This is a genomic window from Chryseobacterium sp. GP-SGM7 (assembly GCF_049166575.1).
Lineage (GTDB): Bacteria > Bacteroidota > Bacteroidia > Flavobacteriales > Weeksellaceae > Chryseobacterium.
Genome location: NZ_JBMHFF010000002.1, coordinates 280831 through 304267, shown reverse-complemented (window position 1 = coordinate 304267; position 23437 = coordinate 280831). Strand labels below are relative to the sequence as shown.

General features: G+C 34.6%; 21 protein-coding genes and 1 tRNA gene. 18 read left to right on the top strand and 4 right to left on the bottom strand.

Annotation, left to right across the window (positions count from 1 at the left end):
- Nucleotides 1-27 precede the first annotated feature (27 nt).
- Both ACOOWA_RS10140 and ACOOWA_RS10135 read right to left on the bottom strand, forming a co-directional pair.
- Nucleotides 28-1506 (bottom strand): trehalase family glycosidase, encoded by a 1479-nt coding sequence (locus ACOOWA_RS10140; protein ID WP_421374979.1) that lies wholly within the window; start codon nucleotides 1504-1506, stop codon nucleotides 28-30.
- Between the two features lie 2 nt (nucleotides 1507-1508).
- Nucleotides 1509-2738: an MFS transporter gene (locus tag ACOOWA_RS10135; protein ID WP_421374978.1), complete on the bottom strand. Its 1230-nt coding sequence runs from the start codon at nucleotides 2736-2738 to the stop codon at nucleotides 1509-1511.
- A gap of 122 nt (nucleotides 2739-2860) precedes the next feature.
- Between ACOOWA_RS10135 and ACOOWA_RS10130 the strand changes: the two genes are divergently transcribed.
- Nucleotides 2861-3724, top strand: a complete 864-nt coding sequence (locus ACOOWA_RS10130) for an AraC family transcriptional regulator (protein ID WP_421374977.1) — start codon at nucleotides 2861-2863, stop codon at nucleotides 3722-3724.
- Nucleotides 3725-3811: 87 nt separating this feature from the next.
- Here the strand turns inward: ACOOWA_RS10130 and ACOOWA_RS10125 are convergent, their stop codons facing one another.
- Nucleotides 3812-4369, bottom strand: coding sequence for a thioredoxin family protein (locus tag ACOOWA_RS10125; RefSeq protein ID WP_421375583.1), 558 nt, complete (start codon nucleotides 4367-4369; stop codon nucleotides 3812-3814).
- Between the two features lie 258 nt (nucleotides 4370-4627).
- On the opposite strand from ACOOWA_RS10125, the gene ACOOWA_RS10120 reads away from it, so the two are divergent.
- The 4 genes from ACOOWA_RS10120 (at nucleotide 4628) to ACOOWA_RS10105 (ending at nucleotide 11928) form a co-directional block, all read left to right on the top strand.
- Entirely contained in the window at nucleotides 4628-5260 is a 633-nt protein-coding gene (locus ACOOWA_RS10120) for a TetR/AcrR family transcriptional regulator (protein WP_421374976.1), read from the top strand.
- A gap of 471 nt (nucleotides 5261-5731) precedes the next feature.
- Nucleotides 5732-6892: an efflux RND transporter periplasmic adaptor subunit gene (locus tag ACOOWA_RS10115; RefSeq protein WP_421374975.1), complete on the top strand. Its 1161-nt coding sequence runs from the start codon at nucleotides 5732-5734 to the stop codon at nucleotides 6890-6892.
- A gap of 213 nt (nucleotides 6893-7105) precedes the next feature.
- A complete protein-coding gene (locus tag ACOOWA_RS10110; RefSeq protein WP_421374974.1) occupies nucleotides 7106-10288 on the top strand; it encodes an efflux RND transporter permease subunit in 3183 nt (1060 codons plus the stop codon).
- A 227-nt stretch (nucleotides 10289-10515) separates the two neighbouring features.
- Nucleotides 10516-11928 (top strand): efflux transporter outer membrane subunit, encoded by a 1413-nt coding sequence (locus ACOOWA_RS10105; protein WP_421374973.1) that lies wholly within the window; start codon nucleotides 10516-10518, stop codon nucleotides 11926-11928.
- A 177-nt stretch (nucleotides 11929-12105) separates the two neighbouring features.
- On the opposite strand, the gene miaA is transcribed toward ACOOWA_RS10105, so the two are convergent.
- Nucleotides 12106-13038, bottom strand: coding sequence for a tRNA (adenosine(37)-N6)-dimethylallyltransferase MiaA (gene miaA / locus ACOOWA_RS10100; RefSeq protein WP_421374972.1), 933 nt, complete (start codon nucleotides 13036-13038; stop codon nucleotides 12106-12108).
- A 141-nt stretch (nucleotides 13039-13179) separates the two neighbouring features.
- Here miaA and ACOOWA_RS10095 point away from each other — a divergent pair, with 141 nt between their 5' ends.
- The 13 genes from ACOOWA_RS10095 to ACOOWA_RS10035 all read left to right on the top strand — a co-directional run bounded on the left by ACOOWA_RS10095 (nucleotide 13180) and on the right by ACOOWA_RS10035 (nucleotide 23436).
- Nucleotides 13180-14037, top strand: coding sequence for a YicC family protein (locus ACOOWA_RS10095; RefSeq protein ID WP_421374971.1), 858 nt, complete (start codon nucleotides 13180-13182; stop codon nucleotides 14035-14037).
- Nucleotides 14038-14112: 75 nt separating this feature from the next.
- Nucleotides 14113-14676: a guanylate kinase gene (gene gmk, locus ACOOWA_RS10090; RefSeq protein ID WP_421374970.1), complete on the top strand. Its 564-nt coding sequence runs from the start codon at nucleotides 14113-14115 to the stop codon at nucleotides 14674-14676.
- 86 nt (nucleotides 14677-14762) lie between these two features.
- A complete protein-coding gene (gene nadA, locus ACOOWA_RS10085; RefSeq protein WP_421374969.1) occupies nucleotides 14763-15782 on the top strand; it encodes a quinolinate synthase NadA in 1020 nt (339 codons plus the stop codon).
- A gap of 84 nt (nucleotides 15783-15866) precedes the next feature.
- Nucleotides 15867-16250 carry a dihydroneopterin aldolase gene (gene folB, locus ACOOWA_RS10080; protein WP_421374968.1) on the top strand — a complete coding sequence of 128 codons (384 nt, stop codon included), beginning with the start codon at nucleotides 15867-15869 and terminating at the stop codon, nucleotides 16248-16250.
- A gap of 28 nt (nucleotides 16251-16278) precedes the next feature.
- Nucleotides 16279-17637, top strand: coding sequence for a DUF4403 family protein (locus tag ACOOWA_RS10075; RefSeq protein ID WP_421374967.1), 1359 nt, complete (start codon nucleotides 16279-16281; stop codon nucleotides 17635-17637).
- Between the two features lie 16 nt (nucleotides 17638-17653).
- The gene (locus ACOOWA_RS10070) at nucleotides 17654-18151 is read left to right on the top strand and encodes an RDD family protein (RefSeq protein ID WP_421374966.1); all 498 of its coding nucleotides are present in this window, start codon (nucleotides 17654-17656) and stop codon (nucleotides 18149-18151) included.
- A 49-nt stretch (nucleotides 18152-18200) separates the two neighbouring features.
- Nucleotides 18201-18271: transfer RNA gene (locus tag ACOOWA_RS10065), tRNA-Cys, on the top strand.
- 272 nt (nucleotides 18272-18543) lie between these two features.
- Nucleotides 18544-19077 (top strand): glycine zipper domain-containing protein, encoded by a 534-nt coding sequence (locus ACOOWA_RS10060; protein WP_421374965.1) that lies wholly within the window; start codon nucleotides 18544-18546, stop codon nucleotides 19075-19077.
- A 53-nt stretch (nucleotides 19078-19130) separates the two neighbouring features.
- Nucleotides 19131-20765: an LIC_10190 family membrane protein gene (locus ACOOWA_RS10055; protein WP_421374964.1), complete on the top strand. Its 1635-nt coding sequence runs from the start codon at nucleotides 19131-19133 to the stop codon at nucleotides 20763-20765.
- A 52-nt stretch (nucleotides 20766-20817) separates the two neighbouring features.
- Nucleotides 20818-21888, top strand: coding sequence for a chorismate synthase (gene aroC, locus ACOOWA_RS10050; RefSeq protein ID WP_421374963.1), 1071 nt, complete (start codon nucleotides 20818-20820; stop codon nucleotides 21886-21888).
- An 11-nt stretch (nucleotides 21889-21899) separates the two neighbouring features.
- The gene (locus ACOOWA_RS10045; RefSeq protein ID WP_421374962.1) at nucleotides 21900-22463 is read left to right on the top strand and encodes a thioredoxin family protein; all 564 of its coding nucleotides are present in this window, start codon (nucleotides 21900-21902) and stop codon (nucleotides 22461-22463) included.
- 10 nt (nucleotides 22464-22473) lie between these two features.
- A complete protein-coding gene (locus ACOOWA_RS10040) occupies nucleotides 22474-23013 on the top strand; it encodes a TlpA family protein disulfide reductase (protein WP_421374961.1) in 540 nt (179 codons plus the stop codon).
- A gap of 81 nt (nucleotides 23014-23094) precedes the next feature.
- Nucleotides 23095-23436, top strand: coding sequence for a YkvA family protein (locus tag ACOOWA_RS10035; protein ID WP_421374960.1), 342 nt, complete (start codon nucleotides 23095-23097; stop codon nucleotides 23434-23436).
- The last annotated feature ends 1 nt before the right edge of the window (nucleotide 23437 follow it).

Sequence of the window (23437 nt, the reverse complement as noted above, 5' to 3'; positions counted from 1 at the left end):
AGCCAAATTTGTTTTTATATAGTTTGTTTAATTGTTTTTTAATTTCAGATAAACGCCATTGGTCCACCCGAAGCCGTCCTGATTGGGATATTCTCCTCCTCCTGCGACAGTTTCTATATCTAAAGCATTATATTTTTCCATTAATTTTCCGGTATTTTTGTAGACTCTTTCTACATTGGAACACCAGTTTTTTTTAATTTTTCCAGCCAATTCCTCAAATCCGTAATTTTTCATTGATTGAAAACCCAGCCATTGATAAGGCGCCCAAGCGTTCGGCAAGTCCCATTGCTGGCCCGAGTTTTTGGTTGTTGTAACCAATCCGCCCTGATAAAGAAATTTTTCTTCAATATTTTTAGCTACATATTCAGCTTGTTCTTTATTCGCCAACTTCAGAAATAATGGATAAAGAGCGGCAATATGTTCAGACGGTGTTTTTGTCTGCTTTTTCGTGTGATAATCTTTGTAAATTCCGGAATTTTCATCCCAAAAATAGATATCGATCATCTGTCTTCGCTTTGACGCTCTTTCTGAATAATAATTTTCTTTTTCAGACATATTCTGGAGTGATGAAGATTTTGCCAATGTATTTTCCAAATGCCACAAAAGACAGTTCAGATCGACTTCAGCTAGATTCAATATTTCAATGGTCTGTATATTTTCTCCATCTGCAAACCATCTGCTGGAAAAATCCCAACCCGATTCGCAGGCACTTCTTATATTTCTGTAGAATTCTTCTCCTGCATTTTCGCTATCTTCAATATCAATCAAATAACTTTCAGGGCGCGGTTCATTTTCTGCATCAAAATATCTGTTTAAAATATCTCCGTCAACAGTTTTAACCACTCTTTTTATGGTTGAACCATTTTCTAAATCTTCTTCACCATTCATCCAGAAAGCATATTCTTTTTCCAGTGTATCGTAATATTTGATATAAATATTTTCATCGTTTATTATTTCAAAAAGCAAATCCAGCATCAACGAAAAATACGGAGGTTGAGAACGGCTCAAAAAATGAGTCCGGCTCGCATTCGGCACAAATCCAACAGTTTGAATTAAATAAGAACAGTTTTCAATAATATTTTCCATCATTTCAGTTCTTCCTGAAACCTGCAATCCAAGCATAATGTAATAACTGTCCCAATAGAAAAATTCATTAAAACGACCTCCCGGAACGACGTATGGTTTTGGAAGCTTCAGTAGAGTCCCTTTTTCTTCATAAGCCGATCTTGTCAGCTCATCCCAAAGTTTTTCAATGTGTTCATTTATAGGCAAATGATTTTCCCTCTGAATCGAAATTTTAGCTCCTAAAAAATCAAAATTAGAGCTTACGAATTTTTTTAAATTAAATCCTTCCTCGCTTTTTTCTTTTTCATATTTTGAATTGATTTCATTAACCGGAAACAACGGAACCGCATCAGTCATCATTTTCTGATCTTCAAAAATCTTCATTCTTTGAACCTCATCAAAAAGAGTCTGCATTTCGTTGATATATAGCTGTTTGTTCATTTTTATTTTTTAGGATTTATTTTTAATTTGTTCATAATAACTGCTGAAACGATTAACAGTGAAAGCGGAATCAATGAAAGGTAAAACGCCTGTTGTCCACTGAATTCCTGAAACACAAAACCTGTGATAATCGATCCGATGGTTCCTCCTATTGCAGAGAAAACTACAATTAACCCAGACATTGCACTGTGTAAATATTTCGGAATTGAAGCTAATATCACAGAATTTATACTTGGATAAATCGGTGCCAGTAAACCACCCATTAATGGAAATAGGTACACCACTAATGGAGCATTTAACCAGGTTGTACCTGTGTCAATATGAATATTATGTGTTAAGGGAAGCACCAGTAAAATACTCACTGCAAAACCTATCACACAAAAGGAAACGACGTAAATCCAACTGAATTTTTTCGAAAAAAATCCCGACAAAAATCTTCCCAATGCAAAAGACCCTGCCAAAACAGCTCCCGCCTGAATACTCATTGAAGTTGGAACTTTTAAAATTTCTTTATAAAAAGTCGGCGTCCAGGTCTGGAAGCTCTGTTCTACTAAAACGAAAAGAAAGGCACAAAGTAAAAAGAACAACACTTTTTTGTAACTGAATAAACTGACACTGTTTTTTAAATCTCCCAATAGATCTGTTTTCTCACTTTTCGCATCACTTTCATCTAATCTGGTAAAAAATAAAAATAAAAATGATAACGTAGAAAGTCCGCCCAAAAACCAATATACATTCAGCCAATTGGTAGATCTCGGATTGAGATCATCGATGAATAAACTGAAAAGCAGATTCCCCATCAATACACCAATCATAAAAAAACCTTCCAGATATCCCATAAAACTTGAATGTTCTTTATCTGTTTCTGTTACCAAACCTATCGATGTGAAAACTGAAATTTTAATCAATGCGAAAGAAATCCCGACAATCGCAAAAAGCAGTTTGAAAAACCAGAATTCATTGGCAAATGGCATTACAAAACACATACAGCTCACCAAAAACAATGCGATCAGCATTGATTTTTTAATTCCTATTTTTGGTAAAAACGATGCTAAAATAAATGAACAGATTGCAATTGGCAGATCTTTAAAACCCTCCAGAACACTTGCAGAAGATTTTGTGATTCCGAAGTTTTGCTGCATTTGTAAAATCACCGTTCCTACGGAATTCAGCAGAATTGCGAAGACAAAATAGTTTAGGAATAAAACTGCTTTTATGTTGAAATTTTTCATTTATTAATTTCTTGTTGGCGAAGATAGAAGCAAATCAGTTAACGTTAATTTAACTTAGTAAATGAATATTTGAACTATATTAATATAATTTGTATTTTCACATAATTATTATAATTAATTTAATGAAAGTTACCTTTGAGCATGTAATACCAGACGAGAAAAGTTCGTTTTGTGTAATTCATAATAATCTACCCGTATCATTATTAAAATGGGAGTATCATTATCATCCGGAAATTGAGCTGGTGTGTGTAATTTCAGGGAGCGGAACCCGTCATGTAGGATACCATAAAAGCAATTATACAAACGGAGATCTTGTGTTGATTGGCTCTAATATTCCTCACTCAGGATTCGGATTAAATTCGATCGATCCGCACGAGGAAATCGTGTTACAATTCAATGAAGAAATTTTGCAGTTTCCCGATAAGGAAGTTGAGGCAAGGTCAATTAAAGATTTATTTGAAATGTCGAAATACGGAATAAAATTTAGCAGAAAAACCAAAAAAAATATGATTCCAAAGCTAAAATTAATGCTGGAATCTGAAGGCTATAAAAGATATATTCTGCTGTTGGAAATTCTTTTTGAACTGTCAAAACTGAAGGATTATGAACTTTTGAATAATGAAATTATGCCATACACCATCATTTCAAAAAATAAAACAAGGCTGGAAAATATTTTCACTTTTGTAGAACGCAATTATGATAAAGAAATTAATATTGACGATGTTGCCAAGTTAGCCAATCTTACCCTTCCTGCATTTTGCAATTTTTTTAAAAAAGCCACGCAGATTACGTTTACAGAATTTGTAAATCGATACAGAATAAACAAAGCTTGTTTACTGATGGCTCAGGATAAGAGCATTTCAGAGTGTAGCTATAGTTGCGGATTTAATAATGTTACGTATTTCAACAGAATGTTCAAAAAATATACGGCAAAAACGCCTTCAGAATTTCTTAAGAATTTCTCACACAGTAAGGTTAAGATTTAAATTTAATAAAAAAGCCGTTCCGAAGAACAGCTTTATATACCAAATTACATAGCCATCGACCGACAACCTGCAACAATCAACCAAAAATTATTTCCATTTAATATTACAACCCATACTTGGTCTTTGAATTTCCTCTTGTGGCTCGCCCAACAAAAGATTTTCGAAAGCAATAATCAGATCTTCACCAGTTACATCTTTATGATTTCCAGGTCTTGAATCATCCATTTGCCCTCTGTAAACAAGGTCTAATTTCTCATCAAAGAAAAAGAAATCCGGTGTGCAAGCTGCATCGTAAGCTTTTGCAATCGATTGGCTCTCATCATATAAATAAGGAAAATCAAAATTTCTTTCAATCTGAAACTCAATCATTTTTTCCGGGGAATCTGCAGGATATTTTTCTGCATTATTTGAATTGATGGCAATAAACTCAATTCCTCTTTCATTATAATCTTCGTACAATTCATTTAATTTATCAATTGCGTGAAGAACAAACGGACAATGGTTGCACATAAAGATTACCAAAGTTCCTTTTTCTCCTTTCAATTCGTCCAGCGATTGAATTTCATTGGTTTTTGAAGGATTCGGAAGTTCAAAAAAAGGTGCTTTTGTGCCTAATTCCATCATATTTGAGGGAGTATCCATAATTTATTTATTTGTTGACAAAGATAAAAATTTCTTTTGTTATTTAGGTGGTAAGCTGAAATATCGATGATCGAATTTGGTGTTGTAAAACAGTTGATCGAGTAAGACTATCAAATCTATTCACTTTTACAATAATCGACCAAAATCAACCTTTAGTTCCCATTTTTACTACATTTAACTAGTTATCAAAAAATAGAAACCGGCTTACATATAAGTTAAATGTAAAAAATGTTTGGAACATAAGAGTAAAAGTTAGTAGTTTTGCTAACGCTGTTAGAAAATGCAGTCATAAATATTATGGGAGTTCACGAACGCCGTCAGAGAGAAAAAGAAAATATCCGTACCAGTATTCTGGATGCGGCATTTACTTTGGCTAAAACAGAAGGTTGGGCGTCTCTTTCGATAAGAAAAATTGCTGATGCTATTGAATACAGTGCTCCGGTTGTTTATGATTATTTTGAAAACAAAGAAGCTATTTTATTTGAAATTTCTTTAAATGGTTTTCACTGTCTTCACATTGAATTATTAAAAGCTCAGAAAAAACACGACAGTCCGGAAGAACAAATTGTTGCCATTGTGGATGCGTATTGGAAATTTGCTTTTAAGAATAAAGAATATTACCAATTGATGTTTGGTTTGGGAATGCAGTGCAGCGGAAAAGGTATGATGAAAGAAGAATTTTCGTCTTTTCAGGATATGCTTTATGAGTGTACTTATGAGATTATCAAGAAAAAAGGTTCAAATCCTGATAATGCCTGTCATTCTTCTCACGCCTTATTTTCAGCGGTGCACGGTTTGATCTCGATTATGATGATGCGTAACGATGATATTCCTTCTACGATGAATAAAACGACTTTAGACGAAACAGTTTCTGCTTTTATTAAGTCTTTGTAAATTTTTTTTGAACCAAAACTTAACACCGTTAGGAAAAGTAACGTGTAATAATCAAGACTATTAAAAAATTCAACTAATCTAAAATAAATTTTAAAAAATGAAATACGATTTTATAACAATGCTCATGGCAATTTTCTTTCCTTATCATTAACGGTGTTAGAATAAATAACAATGGTTTTAGGCTTTCCTTCATTAAATATTAAGCAAAATAATAAGAATCGTCAGTTTGAAAAGTAAAATATATTTTTTTCACAATCAATTAACACCGTTAGTAATTATCACGCACAATTCAAAACTATCATCTCATTTTATTCTAAAAACAAAATTTAAAATCATGAAAATCAAAAGTTAAGTAACATTAAAAATTCTTTAATTTTTTTTAAAAAGTTAACACTGTTAGTAAAATTAACGGAATTTAATTCAGAAACAACATTAATTAATTTAACACTTCATTAAAAACTTAAACTAAAAATGAAAATACCTGGAAAAATAAGGTTTATCGTACTTATATCAAGTATTATCCTTTTACAAAACTGTACAAAAGCCGCTGAAGGAGGAAATGCCGTTCCTTCTGCTCCAGAACTGCCTGTTTACACTGTAATATCATCTCCTGCAACAACTTATCAGGAATTCCCGACTGCTTTAGAAGGAAAAAACAATGTGGAAATCAGATCGCAGGTAGACGGTTATTTAGATAAAATTTATGTGGAAGAAGGCGCTTATGTAAGAGCCGGACAACCTTTATTTAAAATAGATTCAAGAGCTTACGGAGAGCAGGTAAATATGGCAAATGCTAACTTACAAGTTGCCAATGCCAATATCCAAAAAGCAAAAGTGGAAGTTGACAGACTTGAACCTCTTGTTGCTGCAAAAGTAGTTTCTGATGTACAATTAAGAACTGCAAAAGCCAATTACTCCGCCGCAGTTGCAGCCGCTTCTCAGGCAAAAGCTTCAGTTGGCGGTGCGAAAATCAACGTAGGATTTACAACGATTACAGCTCCGGTAAGCGGATATATTGGAAGAATCCCTCACAAAAAAGGTAGTTTAATCTCACGAACAGATGCAGATCCACTGACTTTATTATCAGACATCAGCGAGATCTATGCCTACTTTTCTTTAAGCGAGCTTGATTTTATTGCTTTTCAGAATAAATATCAGGGAGCAACTTTAGAAGAAAAACTGAAAGACATGCCAATGGTAGAACTGGTTATTGCAGATAACAGCATTTATCCTCAAAAAGGTAAAATGACCATTGTTGACGGGCAATTTGACAAAACAACCGGAGCAATTAGTGTTCGAGCGGTTTTCCCAAATCCAAACGGAACTTTGAGAACCGGAAATACAGGAAGAGTCCGTATGCCACAGTTAATGTCGAACGCATTGGTAATTCCACAGGAATCTACCTTTGAAATTCAGGATAAAACTTACGTCTACATCGTAGGAAAAGACAATAAAGTAAACAGCAAACCAATAACAATTTCTGGAAAAACAGAAAACTATTACTTCATTTCTGAAGGTGTAAAACCTGGAGAAAAAATAGTATACGTTGGATTGGGCAGCTTAAAAGATGGTGCTCCTATCAAGCCAAAAGCCATTTCTTCTGACAGTTTACTGAAAGCAAAACCGTTGTAACTGTTTATTTAACCACAAAATTTTTTAGACTTATTTTCCAAACTAAGTTTCAATCATTATGCATTATAAGATAAAAAAGGCAGTCGAATATTTGATTTCCAATTTTGTAAACTTCTAAGCAGTGCTAATCTGGCTTTAAAAGATAAAGCATCAGCTTTTGTGCCTTTTGTGGTAAAAATTACGGTTTAAACAACATTAAAAAATAAACTTCGTATGCTAAAACAATTTATAGAAAGACCGGTACTTTCGACGGTTATTTCCATTATACTTTTATTATTGGGAGCTTTGTCTCTCTTTAATTTACCCATCGCCCTCTTTCCGGATATTGCGCCGCCAAGTGTTCAGGTAACGGCATTTTATCCGGGAGCGAATGCGGAAGTCGTGGCTCGTTCGGTTGCAACACCAATTGAAGAAGCCGTAAATGGGGTTGAGAATATGACCTACATGACCTCAAACTCAAGTAATGACGGAACTATGACCTTGAGCGTATTTTTCAAGCAGGGTTCAGATGCTGATAATGCAGCCGTAAACGTTCAAAACCGTGTATCCAAAGCGATGAGCCAGCTTCCGCAGGAGGTTGTACAGGCTGGAATTTCCACGCAGAAAGTTCAAAACAGTATGATTATGTTTATGGGATTATCAAGTAATGATCCTAAACAATATGACGAACTTTTCCTTCAAAATTATTTGAAAATCAACGTTATTCCGCAAATTCAGCGTATTCCGGGGGTTGCTCAGGCACAGGTTTTCGGAACAAGAGATTATTCGATGAGACTTTGGCTGAAACCAGACAGATTAGCAGCAAACGGACTTTCTCCTCAGGAAGTTTTGAATGCCGTAAAAGATCATAACCTGGAAGCAGCTCCCGGTCGTCTTGGACAGGGAAGTAAAGAAACCTACGAATATATCTTAAAATATAAAGGTAAATTAAACAAAAACGAAGATTACGAAAATATTGCCATCAAAGCAAACAGCGACGGTTCTTTTTTAAGACTGAAAGATGTGGCAAGAGTAGAATTTGGTTCATATACATATACAGCAGCAAACCGAATGGACGGTAAACCGGTTGCCGGATTTGCCATACTTCAAACGGCAGGATCAAACGCGAATGAGATCTTAACAGAAATTGAAAAACAGGTTGAGCAGATGAAAACAACCCTTCCAAAAGGAGTTGAACCGATCATCATGTACAATTCTAAGGATTTCCTGGATGCTTCAATTCATCAGGTTGTTGAAACCTTGGTTATTGCTTTTGTTTTGGTATTTATTGTGGTATTTATTTTCCTACAGGATTTCAGATCTACTTTAATTCCTGCGATTGCCGTTCCGGTTGCGATTATCGGTACATTTTTCTTCCTTCAGCTATTTGGATTCAGTATTAATATGTTGACATTGTTCGCATTAGTACTCGCCATTGGTATTGTGGTGGATGATGCCATTGTGGTTGTAGAAGCTGTCCATTCAAAAATGGAAAGAACAGGAATGCCTGTGGAAAATGCAACTAAAGAATCGATGAGTGAGATTTCAGGCGCGATTATTTCGATTACTTTGGTAATGTGTGCTGTGTTTATTCCGGTTGGTTTTATGCAGGGTCCTGCAGGAGTTTTCTACAGACAGTTTGCCTTTACACTGGCGATTGCAATTTTAATTTCTGCAATTAATGCATTAACATTAAGTCCTGCTTTATGTGCAATCTTCCTGAATGATCCTCAAGGAGAACACGGTGAACATGGAAAGAAAACAGGTTTTGGAGCAAGATTTTTCAATGCTTTCAATGCGAGTTTCGATAACATGACCAAAAAATACATTTACAGTCTTAAATTTTTAATTAAAAATAAATGGGTTGCTATTGGAGGTTTAGCAGTTCTGATTGCTGGAAGTATTTTTTTAATTCAAAAAGCTCCTTCAGGATTTATTCCGACAGAAGATCAAGGTTTCGTTTTGTATGCAGTGAACACACCTCCGGGAAGTTCACTAGACAGAACGCACAAAGCGACAGAACAAATCGACCAGATTATTAACGGTGAAAAAGCTAAAAATCACCTTTGGGTAGCCGATGGAATGAACTTCATCAGCAATTCTAATGCTTCTCCATACGCTGCAGGTTTTATTAAACTGAAAGATTATGACCAACGTGGTGATGTAAAAGACCCGGATCAGATTGCAGCAGGTTTAACTGGAAAAGTATCTCAGGTAAAAGATGCCAACGCATTTTTCTTCAATTTCCCTACGGTTCAGGGATTTGGTAACGTTTCCGGTTTTGAATTTATGCTTCAGGATAAAACCAACGGTTCTTTTGAACAATTGGGAACAACCACTCAGGCATTTATCGGAGAGTTGATGAAACGTCCGGAAATTGCATTTGCATTTACAACTTACGCCGCTGGAAATCCACAGTTTACGATTGATGTAGATTCAGATAAAGCAAATCAGTTGGGAGTTTCTATTACAGAATTAATGCAGACGATGCAGATCTATTACGGAAGTAGCTTTGTTTCAGATTTCAACAGATTTGGGAAATACTACAGAGTAATGGCTCAGGCAGATATTCCTTATCGTACGGATGCAAATTCTCTGGAAGGAATTTATGTTAAAAATAAATCGGGCGAAATGGTTCCTGTAAAAACATTAGTAACTCTAAAAAGAACGTTTGGACCTGAAACAGTAACGAGAAACAACCTTTTCAATGCCGTTACCATCAACGGAACTCCAAAACCTGGTTACAGTACCGGAGACGCCATTAAAGCGGTAGAAGAAACTGCACAAAAATCACTTCCAAGAGGTTTCGGATATGAATGGACAGGAATTACCCGTGAGGAAATTAAAACAAGCGGACAAACGACTTTCATCTTTGCACTAAGTATCTTGTTTGTTTACTTCTTACTGGCAGCACAATATGAAAGTTATATTCTTCCGTTTGCCGTTATTCTAACAATTCCAACAGGGATTTTCGGAGTATTTGCATTCACAGGATTAGCAGGAATTGATAATAATATCTATGTTCAGGTGGGATTAATCATGCTCGTCGGATTGCTCGCCAAAAATGCCATTCTGATTGTAGAATTTGCTGTTCAGAGAAGAAATGCAGGAAGATCATTGATTGAAGCAGCACTTCAGGCTTCAAGATTACGTTTAAGACCAATTTTGATGACTTCATTTGCGTTCATCGTGGGAATGTTACCATTGGTTTGGTCGCAAGGTGCCGCTGCAAAAGGTAACCACTCTATTGGTATCAGTACCGTTGGAGGAATGTTCACAGGAGTGGTTTTCGGGATTTTCATTATTCCTGTAATGTTTGTGATTTTCCAGTATCTGCATGAAAAAATACCGAGCAGAAAAAAGAAAAGACTTCAAAGACAAAAATTAGAAGGAGAACTTTTAAATCCGGCTCATTAATAAAATGATTGATAAACTTTGAGAATAATTTAACCACAACAGTCACAAAAGATTATGCAATTTTTTTGAGTTAAATGTTTGAAAACAAAAGTTCAAATAAGTTTTTCAAAAACAAAAATCTGTGAAAATCCGTGAAATCTGTGGGACAAATCAAAAAGCAAAGCATTTCTCCTACTAAAGACATCTTTGCTGCGTCTCAAAGTTTTTCAATCAATAAAAATTAAATTATGAAAAGAGTAAAAAATATAATCATTGCTTTCGGAATTGCATTAGGTGCTGTTTCTTGTGTACCAAAACTGGCATATCAGGAAACGAAACCCGAACTTCCCGAAACATTCAAATATACAGCAACCGCAGACACAGCAAGCGTTGCCGATCTGGAATGGAAGCAGTTTTTCAGTGATCCCATGTTGCAGAATTTAATCGAAAAAGGTATTAAAAACAATTACGATTTACAGATTGCTTTAAAACAGGTCGCTTCGTCTCAGGAAAAGCTGAAACAGGCAAAATATCTTCAATATCCCGACGTTGGGTTCGGAGTTTCGGCACAAATTACCAGACCATCTGATAACAGTTTAAACGGACAAAGCTTAAACTTATTTTTAGGAAAAAGCTATGTCGAAGATTATAATGCCGCGTTCAACTTATCTTGGGAAGCCGATATTTGGGGAAAAATAAAAAATCAGCAGGAAGTTTCAAAAATGCAGTATCTGCAGACTTATGAAGCTACAAAAGCGATTCAGACACAGGTTGTTGCAGCAATTGCTCAGGGATATTACAATTTATTGATGCTTGACAAACAATTACAGATTGCAAAATCAAATTTAGAATTGAGTACAAACACGCTTTCTCTTACAGAAAAATTATGGCAAAGCGGTGACACCACTTCATTGGGAGTTCAGCAGGCAACTGCTCAAAAGCAATCTACGGAACTGTTGATCACCCAATTGGAACAAAATATCGCCATTCAGGAAAATGCCTTGAGTATTTTGGTGGGTGAAAATCCGAATAAAGTAGACAGAACGATTGAAATGTCGGATACATCTCTGCCACAGGATATTTCTGCAGGACTTCCGGCTGCGATGGTGAGTCGTCGTCATGATGTTCGTCAACAGGAATTAGTATTGTTGGAATCCAATTCAAGGGTGGGAATTGCTCAGGCAAACATGTATCCTTCATTGAAAATCACGGCAAACGGTGGCGTCAATTCTTTTAAAGTTGATAACTGGTTTTCAATTCCTGCTTCATTGTTCGGTTCTGTCTTAGGTGGAATTACCCAACCTATTTTCCAGAAAAGACAGTTGAAAACGGATCTTAATGTTGCTAAAATCCAAAGAGAGAAAAACGTTTTGGCGTTCCGTCAATCTGTTTTGAATGCAGTAGGTGAAGTTTCTGACGCATTGGTTTCTAACGAAAGCTTAAAAGTTCAGGAACAGAAAGCAACCGAACAGGTTACAACTTTAAAAAACGGAATTAAAAGTGCCGAAATGTTGTACAAAGGCGGAATGGCAAATTACTTAGAAGTAATAACAGCTCAGGGAAATTCTCTACAGGCAGAACTTAATCTGGCATCTGTAAAAAGACAGAGATTAAGCAGTATTGTAGACTTGTACCGAGCTTTAGGAGGCGGTTGGAAGTAGTAAATTTAATTATATTGTTAATGGGATGCGGTCTTTCGAGGCTGCATTTTTTTATTCTCCGAATTGTTATTGAGAGCGAAACGCAGTGTAGCGTGGAATCTAAACGACATTTATCTGAATTATTTAAATTTATGCTGAGATTCTTTCAGAATAACAAAGTGTGCGCTGCGTTTCATTTCACGTTGGAATTTGTTCATCAATATACTCAATCAATCCATCAAAATCCGTCTGTGAATATCCCAAATGTATATAATGAATATTTTCTTCCTTTCGATACCATGTCAGTTGCCGTTTTGCAAATCTTCTTGAGTTTTTCTTGATTTCAGAAACAGCAAAATCCAAATCCCATTCTCCATCAAAATATTTAAAAAGTTCAGAGTAACCAACGGTATTAAGTGATGCCAAATTTTTTCCTTCCGGTGATTTTCTAAGCTCATCAAGATTCTTAGCTTCATCCAACAAACCATTTTCCATCATTTTATCGACACGAAGATTAATTCGTTCATAAATCTCTTCCCGTGGCGCTTCAATTCCTATTCTTATCGTTTTGAAATTTCTTGGACTCTTATCGTGCGAAATATTTTCAGAATAGGTTTTCCCGGTTTGCCAAATAATGTCAATGGCCCGAAAAAGCCTTCTCTGATTATGAATATCAACATTTTCATAATACTCAGGATCTAAATCTTTCAGCATTTCCTGAAGTTTTTCGATACCTTCCGTTTTCCAAATGGTTTCTAATTTTTCCTGATTTTCCTCATTGGCTTCCGGAAGATCATTTAAACCTTCAATAACCGCTTTTTCATACATCATACTTCCGCCAACCATGATGATGATGTTGTATTTTTCGAAAAGTTGATCTAATAATTCCAAAGAATCATGCTCAAACTGCCCGATTGAATAATAATCTTTCACGGAAAGCTGTCCGATGAAATGATGTTTAGCCTGCGAAAGTTCATCTTCTGAAGGTGCAGCGGTTCCGATTTTCATTTCGCTGAAAAACTGACGGGAATCACAGGAAATAATTTCGGTCTGAAAATGATTCGCCAGTTCGATGGCAAGTTTTGTTTTGCCAATTCCGGTAGTTCCTACAACAGAAATTAGGGTTTTCATGGAATGTTATGTGTTGAATGATCAATATCTAAAGTTTGCTAAATAATTGCAGTTTTAATCTCAAATTTCAAACCTCAAATATCAAATCAATATTTAAATGTGCTAAATTAAATGTTTATCTTTGTACGACAATAGAAAAGTATGATTTTATCAATGACCGGCTTTGGTAGAGCCGAAGACGTTTTTGAAGGGAAAAAAATTTCAATCGATATTAAATCTCTCAACTCTAAGAGTTTTGATTTAAATATTAAAATTCCTCTGCGTTATAAAGAAAAAGAATTCGAAGTAAGAAAAATTCTAAACGATAGAATCATTCGTGGAAAGGTAGATTGCTACATTAATCTTGAGAATCTTGAAGAGTCTAATGATGTAAAAATCAATAAAGGTTTGATCGATTCTTATATGAATGAGCTTAAAAATATTGCCTCAGACGGACCCGATTTCGAATACCTGAAAATGGCAGTGAGACTTCCGGATGCTATTACTTCCAGACCAGACGAACTGAATGAGGGAGAATGGGAAGCTTTAGCTAAAATCGTCAATAAAGCAGTTGATAAATTCCTTGAATTCAGAAAAACTGAGGGCAAGATTCTTCACGAAGAATTAGAAAGAAATATTAAAAATATTGACCAATATTTGTCTGAAGTCATTCCGTTTGAAGAGGTGAGAATAAATTCAGTGAAAGAACGTTACATGAAAACGCTTAAAGAATTTGAAAATGTAGATGAAACCCGTTTCTATCAGGAAATGGCATATTTTACTGAGAAATTAGATATTTCTGAAGAAAAAGTAAGGCTTTCCCAACATTTAAAATACTATTCTGAAGTGATGGAAAATGAAGATTTCAATGGGAAAAAGTTAGGTTTCATCTCTCAGGAAATCGGTCGTGAAATCAATACTTTGGGTTCAAAAGCCAATCATGCAGAAATTCAGAAATTGGTCGTGATGATGAAAGATGATTTGGAGAAAATTAAAGAACAGACGTTAAACGTACTTTAAATTTGTTGATGGTTTTAGTTGGTGGTCATTGGATTTTTTTCTGCTATCAACTAAAACCTATCAACCAACAACGATATGAATAAAGTTATCATATTTTCAGCGCCGTCGGGAAGCGGGAAAACAACTTTGGTAAAACATTCTCTGGAAGTAATTCCGGAGTTGGAATTTTCTATATCATGCACTACGAGACAGCCGAGAGGAAATGAAGTTCATGCGGTGGATTATCATTTTTTAAGTCCCGAAGAATTCAGACAGAAAATTTCCGAAGATGCTTTTGTGGAGTTTGAAGAAGTTTATACGGATAAATATTATGGAACCTTAAAATCTGAGGTCGAAAAAATCTGGAATAAGGGAAAAGTTGTTATTTTTGATGTAGACGTAAAAGGCGGAATTTCATTAAAAAAATATTTTGGCGAAAAAGCATTGTCGATTTTCATAGAACCACCATCGATTGCCGAGTTGGAACGAAGATTGAACTCCAGAGGAACGGATGATGCTGAAACCATAAAAACACGCGTAGAAAAAGCTGAAGAAGAGCTTACCTACGCAATAGAATTTGACAAAATTGTGATTAATTCCGATTTGAACGAAGCAAAATTAGAAATAGAAAGTTTAATAAAAAATTTTATTAGAGGCTAGAATCTGGGTGATGGAAGTTTTAACAGACCCAAATAAACAGTTGATATTTAGTTTCTTACAAAAAAAATAAAAACATTGAGGCTGAAATGAGCACCGAAACATTAGAAAAAGCTAAATCTACACTTCCTGTAAAAGGTTTTTTAGATTTAAAAGACATAGACATACCGCAAGGAGAAGAATTGGTGAAGGCTATTCTTAAACTTAAAGAAGAAAAAAATGCCGTTATTCTTGCGCATTATTACCAACCCGGAGAAATTCAGGATATTGCTGATTTCCTGGGAGATTCTCTCCAATTGGCAAGACAGGCAAAAGATACCAACGCAGATATGATTGTATTCTGCGGAGTGCATTTCATGGCGGAAGCTGCAAAAATCCTTAACCCGACTAAAAAAGTTGTCCTTCCAGATACAATGGCGGGTTGCTCTTTGGCAGACGGCTGCAGCGGTGAAGGTTTAAGAAAAATGCGTGAACAACATCCCAATGCTTTGATTGCAACTTACATCAACTGTAATGCTGAAACAAAAGCCGAAAGTGACATTATTGTAACAAGCTCAAATGCTGAAACAATTATTGAAAACCTTCCGACTGACCGACCTATTATTTTCGCTCCGGATAAGAATTTAGGAAGATATCTATCTCAGAAAACTGGTCGTGATATGATTCTTTGGGATGGAAGCTGTATTGTTCACGAAGCGTTCTCCATGGAAAGAATCGCAAAACAGATGGCTGAAAATCCTGATGCTAAATTGATTGCACATCCGGAAAGTGAAGAATCTGTTTTAAAACTGGCTCACTTTATCGGTTCGACTTCTGCTCTTTTGAATTATGTCGAAAAAGAAGACTGTCAGAAATTCATCATTGCAACCGAAGAAGGAATTCTTCACGAAATGAGAAAACGTGCACCGCACAAAGAATTGATTCCCGCTCTGGTTTTTGACGAAAGCTGTAACTGCTCGGAATGTTTTTACATGAAAAGAAATACGATGGAAAAGCTGTATTTGTGCATGAAATATGAACTTCCTGAAATCATCATTGAAGAAGAACTCAGACTGAAAGCTTTGAAGCCGATTGAAGCAATGCTTGATCTTTCGAAAAGTATTAAATAAATTTTAAAGCGGGTTTTTACTCGCTTTTTTCACACTAAAATTTAATTATTCAGTTTGGTTATTTTTAAATTTTTAAATAAAATCATGAGCAAAATATTTTTAGAAGACGTTAAAATTTACGCCTCTCACGGAGTTCTACCGGAAGAAAACATCATCGGAACTTATTATATTATAAATACAGAAATTCATACAGATTTGTGGGATGCAGCTGAATCTGATGATTTAAATGATACTATCAGTTACGCAGATATCAACGAGATTATTCATAAAGAAATGAAAATCAATTCTAAACTTCTGGAACACGTCGCAGGAAGAATTATTGCTAAAATTCGTGAGAATTTTGAACAGGTTTCATACATCAAATTGAGAATTACCAAAACAAGTCCGCCCATGAAAGGCGAAATGAAAGGTGCGAGTATAGAGCTTGAAAAAAGTTTTTTATTGGGCAGTTCAACGGAAAATAACTAATTTCACTTTTCAAAAAACAACATTCAAAGTGAGAATTTTAAGTTTTCTTTTCATACTTACTTCGGTCAATATTTTTGCTCAGACTGAAAATAATCAAATCGTTTACAGTTTTCCGAAGATTAAGTCGAGCATTACAATGCCCGTAACAATTCCTATGTCCGAGATCAGTAATATGGTGAATTCATCTGTTAAAGATTTGATTTTCCAGGATGATTCATATACCGACAACAATAACGATCAGTTTAAAGTAAAAGTCTGGAAAACCCGACCGATCCGATTGGTGGGAGATGCTAATCAGAATATTGCGATTGAAGTTCCGCTGAAAATCTGGGCAGAAAAAGGTATCGGTACACTCGGTTTATACACTTATCAGGAAACCACTTTTGAGACTGTAATGTATTTTAAAACAGCTCTGAGTTTCCAAAATAACTGGTCGGTGAGTACTTTTACCCAGCCAATGGGATTTAAATGGGTGAAAAAACCCGTCCTGGATTTTGGTAAAATTAAAATTCCTATCACTTCGCTTGTTGAATCAAGTTTAAAAGATCAGCAATATAAATTTTGTAAAACAATTGATGAGCAAATGGCTTCACAGCTTAATTTTCAGCAATACGCCGTTTTAGCATGGAATGCATTTTCTCAACCATTCAATATTTCGGAAGAATACAATACCTGGCTTAAAATCACACCGATCAACGTCAATATCACCCCGCTAAAATTCTATGGAAATCAAATTGACACTAATATTGGGATCGATATTTTTTCTGAAACCTTTACCGGAACAAGACCTGAAGCTTCACAACCTGCAAAAACGATGATGAATTTTAATTTCATTCCGCTTTTAGCTGATAAATTTCTTCTGCAGACAACAGCAAATATTCCGTTCTCTGAAGCAACTGCTATTGCAAAAAGATCATTTTTGAATAAGGAATTTGACATCAGAGATTCTAAAGTGAAAATTACGGATATTAAAGTGTACGGAGAAGCAAATCGCATCATGATTGAGGCTGAAACAGAAGGTTATGTAAAAGGAACGGCATTTATTTCAGGTATTCCTGTTTATGATGAGATAAAGAAAAAAATAGTTCTCTCTAATACAAAATTTAAGCTTAAAACCTCTAATATCCTTCAAAAATTAGCAACTTCCCTTTTCAAAGGTAAAATAGTTAAAATGATTGAGGATGAATACGGAATTCCGACGGATGAAATTGAAAACTCGTCTAAGAAAAGCATTGAGGAAGCTTTTAATAAAGAATATTACAAAGGTTTGAAAATTTCCGGAAAAGTATTTAATTTAAGACCATCAAAAATTCTATTAAATGATTTCGGAATTACCGCAGTCATTGACACCAATGCCAATTTGAGATTTATCTTAAAAGGATTTTAATAAAAACTAATAACACATGAGAAAATATTTACAGATTGTCGACAGAAATAAAGCTTCTTTAGGAACAAGATTCGTTAATAACTTAGTCGATTTGATAGTTCTTGCGATTATTCATATAATATTAGCAATAGTATCTCAGTTAATTTACATTCTTACTTACAACAACTTTTTCTTTTTTTTCAATAACGGCGGGTTTATTTGGGATATTTTCATCGGTGCCGTTGTCGCATTTATCTATTTTTATTTATGGGAATACTATTCTGATGGAAAAACTCCGGGAAAGTATATAACAGGAACAAAAGTTATTAGTATTGATGGCAAGAGACCTACACAGCGACAGTATGTATCAAGAAGTCTTTACAGAATTATTCCCTTCGAAGCCTTTACTTTTTTTGGAACTGACGGTTGGCACGATAGTATGACCGATACCAGAGTTATTAATTATAAAAATTATGAGACTGAAAGACAGACTAAAAACGAAATCGACAACATCGGAATTAAAGAAACAGCGTGAAAAATTTGGAGAAAATATAAATTTCACTATATTTGCACCACCCAAAAATGGTGCTTTGGCCGAGCGGCTAGGCAGTGGTCTGCAACACCATCTACAGCGGTTCGAATCCGCTAGGCACCTCTAAGCTTTCCTTTCCAGGAAAGCTTTTATTTTTAAAGTAACATTTTTTTATATTAATTGAATAAATTCATTAGTTTAATCAAATTTTACAATAAAACTTTCACAATAAAATTTTCAATACAACTATAAGGATATTTTCTGCCTTTCGAAAGCCTCTATTTAAGGCACGTTCAAGATTTTAACATTTTCTTAACTAAAACTTGGCTTCATAATTGAAATTGTGTTTAGTATAAAGCTACGAGCTTTAATTATGAATAGAAAAAATTTGTGTTATGAAAAAGATAGTTTTAGCAGGTTTAATTTCAGTTTTAACATTGAGTGCCTGTAAGAAGGATGATAATAAAGTTGCCGAAAAGACTTTAGAGCAACAAAAAATGGAATTTCAGGTAAGACAACTTGAAATTGAACAACAGAAACTGGCAATCGAAAGAGAAAGATTTTCTTACGAAACCCAGAAAAGAGCAGACAGTTTGGCTGAAGTTGAAAAAGCAAAAGTAGCTGCAGCTTCAAAACCACAGGTAATCAGAGAAACAAAAACTATTTATAGAAATGCTCCCGCTTCAAACAGCGGAGGTTCTTCTTCTAGTGGAAGTTCATCACAAGGAACAACTGCACAAAAGAAAGGAATCAGTGAAGCTGCAAAAGGTACAGCAATCGGTGTAGTGAGTGGTGCTGCTTTAGGAGCAATCGTTAATAAGAAAAACCGAGTTGGCGGTGGTGTTGTAGGTGGTATTATCGGTGGTGCTACAGGATATACTCTGGGTAGAGCGCAAGATAGAAAAAGCGGTCGAGTACAACCCAGATAATTAAATATTTTCAAAAACATGAAAGATTGCTTATTTTTAGGCAATCTTTTTTTATGCTGTTAATTCTACTTTCCTCGATTCTCATGATCTCAACCTTACTGGGTTGGGGAAAATTGATGGAAAATTTCATAGGAGAAAATCTAAAAGGAATTTCAGGAAAAATCCTGACCGGAATATTTTCCGTAGGAATAATTTTCACAGTTCTATCATTTTTTCTTCCTTTAAATATATATATTGAGATTCCCACAATTTTAATTGGATTATTTTTCTTTTTTAAAAACAAACTCTACCTGGGTTTTTATCAGTTTTCAAAAAAAGATTCAGCTATTTTAGGATTTTTAACAGCTGTAATTTTATTCTGTGGCTCTTTTTATCCTTTTATTTTAGACCATTTTGGATATTACATTCCTACAATAAAATGGCTTACAGAATACGGCTTGGTAAAAGGAATTTCCAATCTTGATCTGATTTTAGGCCAAATGTCGGTTTGGCATATCTTTCAGGCGGGTTTCAGTAATTTTTCGGATCCTTTTTTTAAGTTTAATACTATTTTACTAATTATTTATGGACTTTATATCATCGAAAACAAAAGCTGGATTCAATTGATTTTCATACCTGTTTTATTGATTTTCGCTCAATCTCCAAGTCCTGATTTGCCGATAATTGTATTTTCTTTAATTATTCTCAATGAAATTTTATCCGGAAGCAAAAACATTTCTTTCCTGCTTGCATTTTCGGTTTTTACATTTGCCATAAAACCTACAGTGATTTGGTTGCCGATTTTCATTCTGCTCTACTCTATTTTTATTTCCAAATTTCAATATAAAAAGCTAATTTTTGGTTCGCTCGTTTTTCTTTTATTTATCATAAAAAATCTTTGGACATTTGGATACCCTTTCTTTCCAATGGCAGTTTTTGATTTAGGACTTTTCTGGAAAGCAAATCCCGAACTTTTAAAAGCTTCTTCAGAATTTGCTTTGGTGAAAACATATGATGAGCAATATTCCTACAGTGAAATTTTAAAATTCTCATGGTTGGATCACATTAAAAACTGGCTATTTTTAGATGGAATCAAATCAGTAATCAACATTTTATTTGTCGCAAGTTTAACTGGGTTCATTGTATTTTCAATCATTAAAAGAAATAAAATCATCAGTTTAATTTGTATTTCGATTTTAATTAAAAGTGTGTTGATTTTTCTTTTTTCTGCGCAATACAGATTTTTCATCGATGGTTTTTTCGTGATATTTTTTGTAGTGCTTTATAAAAATTTAACCCAGAAAAAATCAATTCTATTTTCTTCACTGATGATCGTTATTGCTGTTGGAATGTTCTCTTTTCCAAATCTCATTCAGCAATTTGTTCCGAGTTTTCAGCTGGGAAAATTTATGAGCAAATTTGATAAGACACAACTAATAAAACCTTCAAATTACGACTATAATCAATATAATTCTTATCGAGTTGGAGATTTAAAATTCAATATTTCAAAACAATATCCTTTCAATTTTAATACTCCCACTCCCGCAATTTCAGAAAACTATGTTTTAGATTATCAGAAATTAAGAATATTTCCACAACCAATAGACAAAAATGATATTAGAAAAGGGTTTATCTGGAAAAAACTTACTACTGAAGAGAAAAAAGAACTTGACAAAACCATTGAAATTATCAAAAAGAGTTATCAGTAAACCAATTCCCAAAGACTTTTATTATCTGAATAAAAAGCGGTAATTTTGTATTATGTTCAATACTTTAGGTAATCTTCTTAGCCTTACTACTTTTGGCGAGAGTCACGGCGCAGCTTATGGCGGAATCATCAATAATTTTCCTGCAGGTCTGGAAGTTGATTTTGAAAAAATTCAATATGAATTAGACCGCAGAAAACCAGGTCAGTCAACAATCGTTACACAAAGAAAAGAAAGTGATACGGTACAGTTTCTTTCAGGAATTTTCGAAGGGAAAACAACGGGAACTCCGATTGGTTTCATGATTGAAAATGAAAATCAGAAATCAAAAGACTACGACCATATTGCAAATTCTTATCGACCAAGTCATGCAGATTTCACGTACGACCAAAAATTCGGAATCAGAGATTATCGCGGCGGCGGAAAATCTTCTGCAAGAGAAACCATCAACTGGGTAGTTGCGGGAGCTTTAGCAAAACAGCTTTTAAAAGGTATTGAAATTAATGCCTATGTTTCTTCTGTTGGCGAAATTTTCTGTGTACAACCTTATCAGGATTTAGATTTTTCTAAAACTGAAAGCAATGAAGTACGTTGTCCCGATGCCGAAACTGCCGAAAAAATGATTTCAAAAATTAAAGAAATCAAAAAAGAAGGCAACACAATTGGTGGAACAATTACCTGCGTCATCAAAAATGTTCCTGTAGGAATTGGTGAACCCGTTTTCTCTAAACTTCAGGCTGAATTGGCAAAAGCAATGCTTAATATTAATGCTTGTAAAGGTTTTGAATACGGAAGCGGTTTTTGCGGTGCAAAAATGACCGGAAGCGAACACAATGATGAATTTAACACTGATTTTTCAACAAAATCAAACCTTTCAGGCGGAATTCAGGGTGGAATTTCAAATGGAATGGATATTTATTTCCGAGTAGCTTTTAAACCTGTTGCAACTATTCTAAGACCTCAGGAAAGTGTCGATAAAGACGGAAATGCTGTGACTGTGGAAGGAAAAGGAAGACACGATCCTTGTGTAGTTCCGAGAGCAGTTCCTGTGGTGGAAAGTTTGGCTGCATTTGTTTTGGCAGACTTATTTCTTATTAATAAAACACGAAATAGTAATCAATTTTAAAAGATTTAGTAATGAAAAATTACTGGGATAAAGCAATTTCATTTGAAGAATATCTTCAGATTGCGCATGAAAGATTAGAAAATCCTGCCACTCCTCAAGATTCTGAATATAGAAAGTATTATGAGTTGGGAATCCAGAGAATGGATAGAACTCTGAAAAAGTTTGTTATCGATGAAGAACAGATCAATGAACTGAAATCTAAAAATTTCAACGGAAAAATTCTGATTATTTCTGAAAGCTGGTGTGGTGATGCGAGTGCGACAGTTCCTGCGTTGGCGAAGTTTTTTGAAGGCCACAACGAAGTGAAAATATTCTTAAGAGACAGCGACAAAAACTTGATCAATCAGTTTTTAACCAACGGAACAGAATCTATTCCGAAAGTTATTATTTTAGATAAAGACTTCGAAGTAAAAAATTCATGGGGACCGCGTCCGAAATTTGGCCACGAGTTATTATTAAAATTTAAAACTGATCCTGAAAATTATCCTAGAGAAACTTTTTATAACGATTTACAGGTTTATTACTCAAGAAACCGAGGAAAAGATGCTATTCAGGAGATTTTAGAATTATTGTAAAACAGTCAATATGAAAAAAATAGCTATATACATTATCATTCTTGTCGTTTTAGGTATTATTTTTTTAGTTCCGGGAATAAGAAACTTTCTTAAAGATCAATTTTTTCCTGTAGCATCGATAGAAAATGCAGTTCATATCAGTCAGGATGATTACGATGTTGATCTGCAGGGCATCAACGTACCAAGCACGAATCTGAAAAACTTTAAAAACAAACCCGTTTTCTTAAATTTCTGGGGAACATGGTGTCCTCCGTGCAGAAAAGAATGGCCGTCAATTCAGAGATTATACGACAGAAGAAAAGGGCACATAGATTTTGTTTTGATCGCAATGAAGGATGAAGAAGAGATAGTAAGAGCATTTTTAAAGGAAAATAATTACACCGTTCCTGTATACATTGCACAAAGCCCAATCTCGGAGAAAATACTTCCAAAAGTTTTCCCTACAACGTTTCTTTTAGACCAAAACGGAAGAATTCTGATCAAGGAAGATGCCGCAACTGATTGGGATGCAGAATCTATTCATCAGTTCATTGATAATATTGTTAAATAAACTTTAACTAAAATTTAGATCGAGTTGGTACAAATATTGCGAAATTTACAGAGTTGAAAATTATTTTAAAATAAGCACAAAATGAAATATTCAAAACTCAATCTTGCTAAAGAAGCAATTGCCCACAAAGGCTTCGTAAAAAAAATACCTGATATTTTCAGAATGGTAAATATGTGGAGAAAAGGCATCTATCCCGTAAAATCAATTGATATGATTTTACCTTTAGCAGGTCTTCTGTATGTAATTTCCCCGATTGATCTCATCCCTGATTTTATTATTGTAGCGGGAGTTTTAGATGATTTGGCAGTTTTATCGTTAGCAATTCCAAAACTCATTCGGGAAGTAGATAAGTTTTTACTTTGGGAAGCCGAGCGGAAATATACTACAAATGACGCAAAAATTATCGATGCAGAAATCGTTTAAT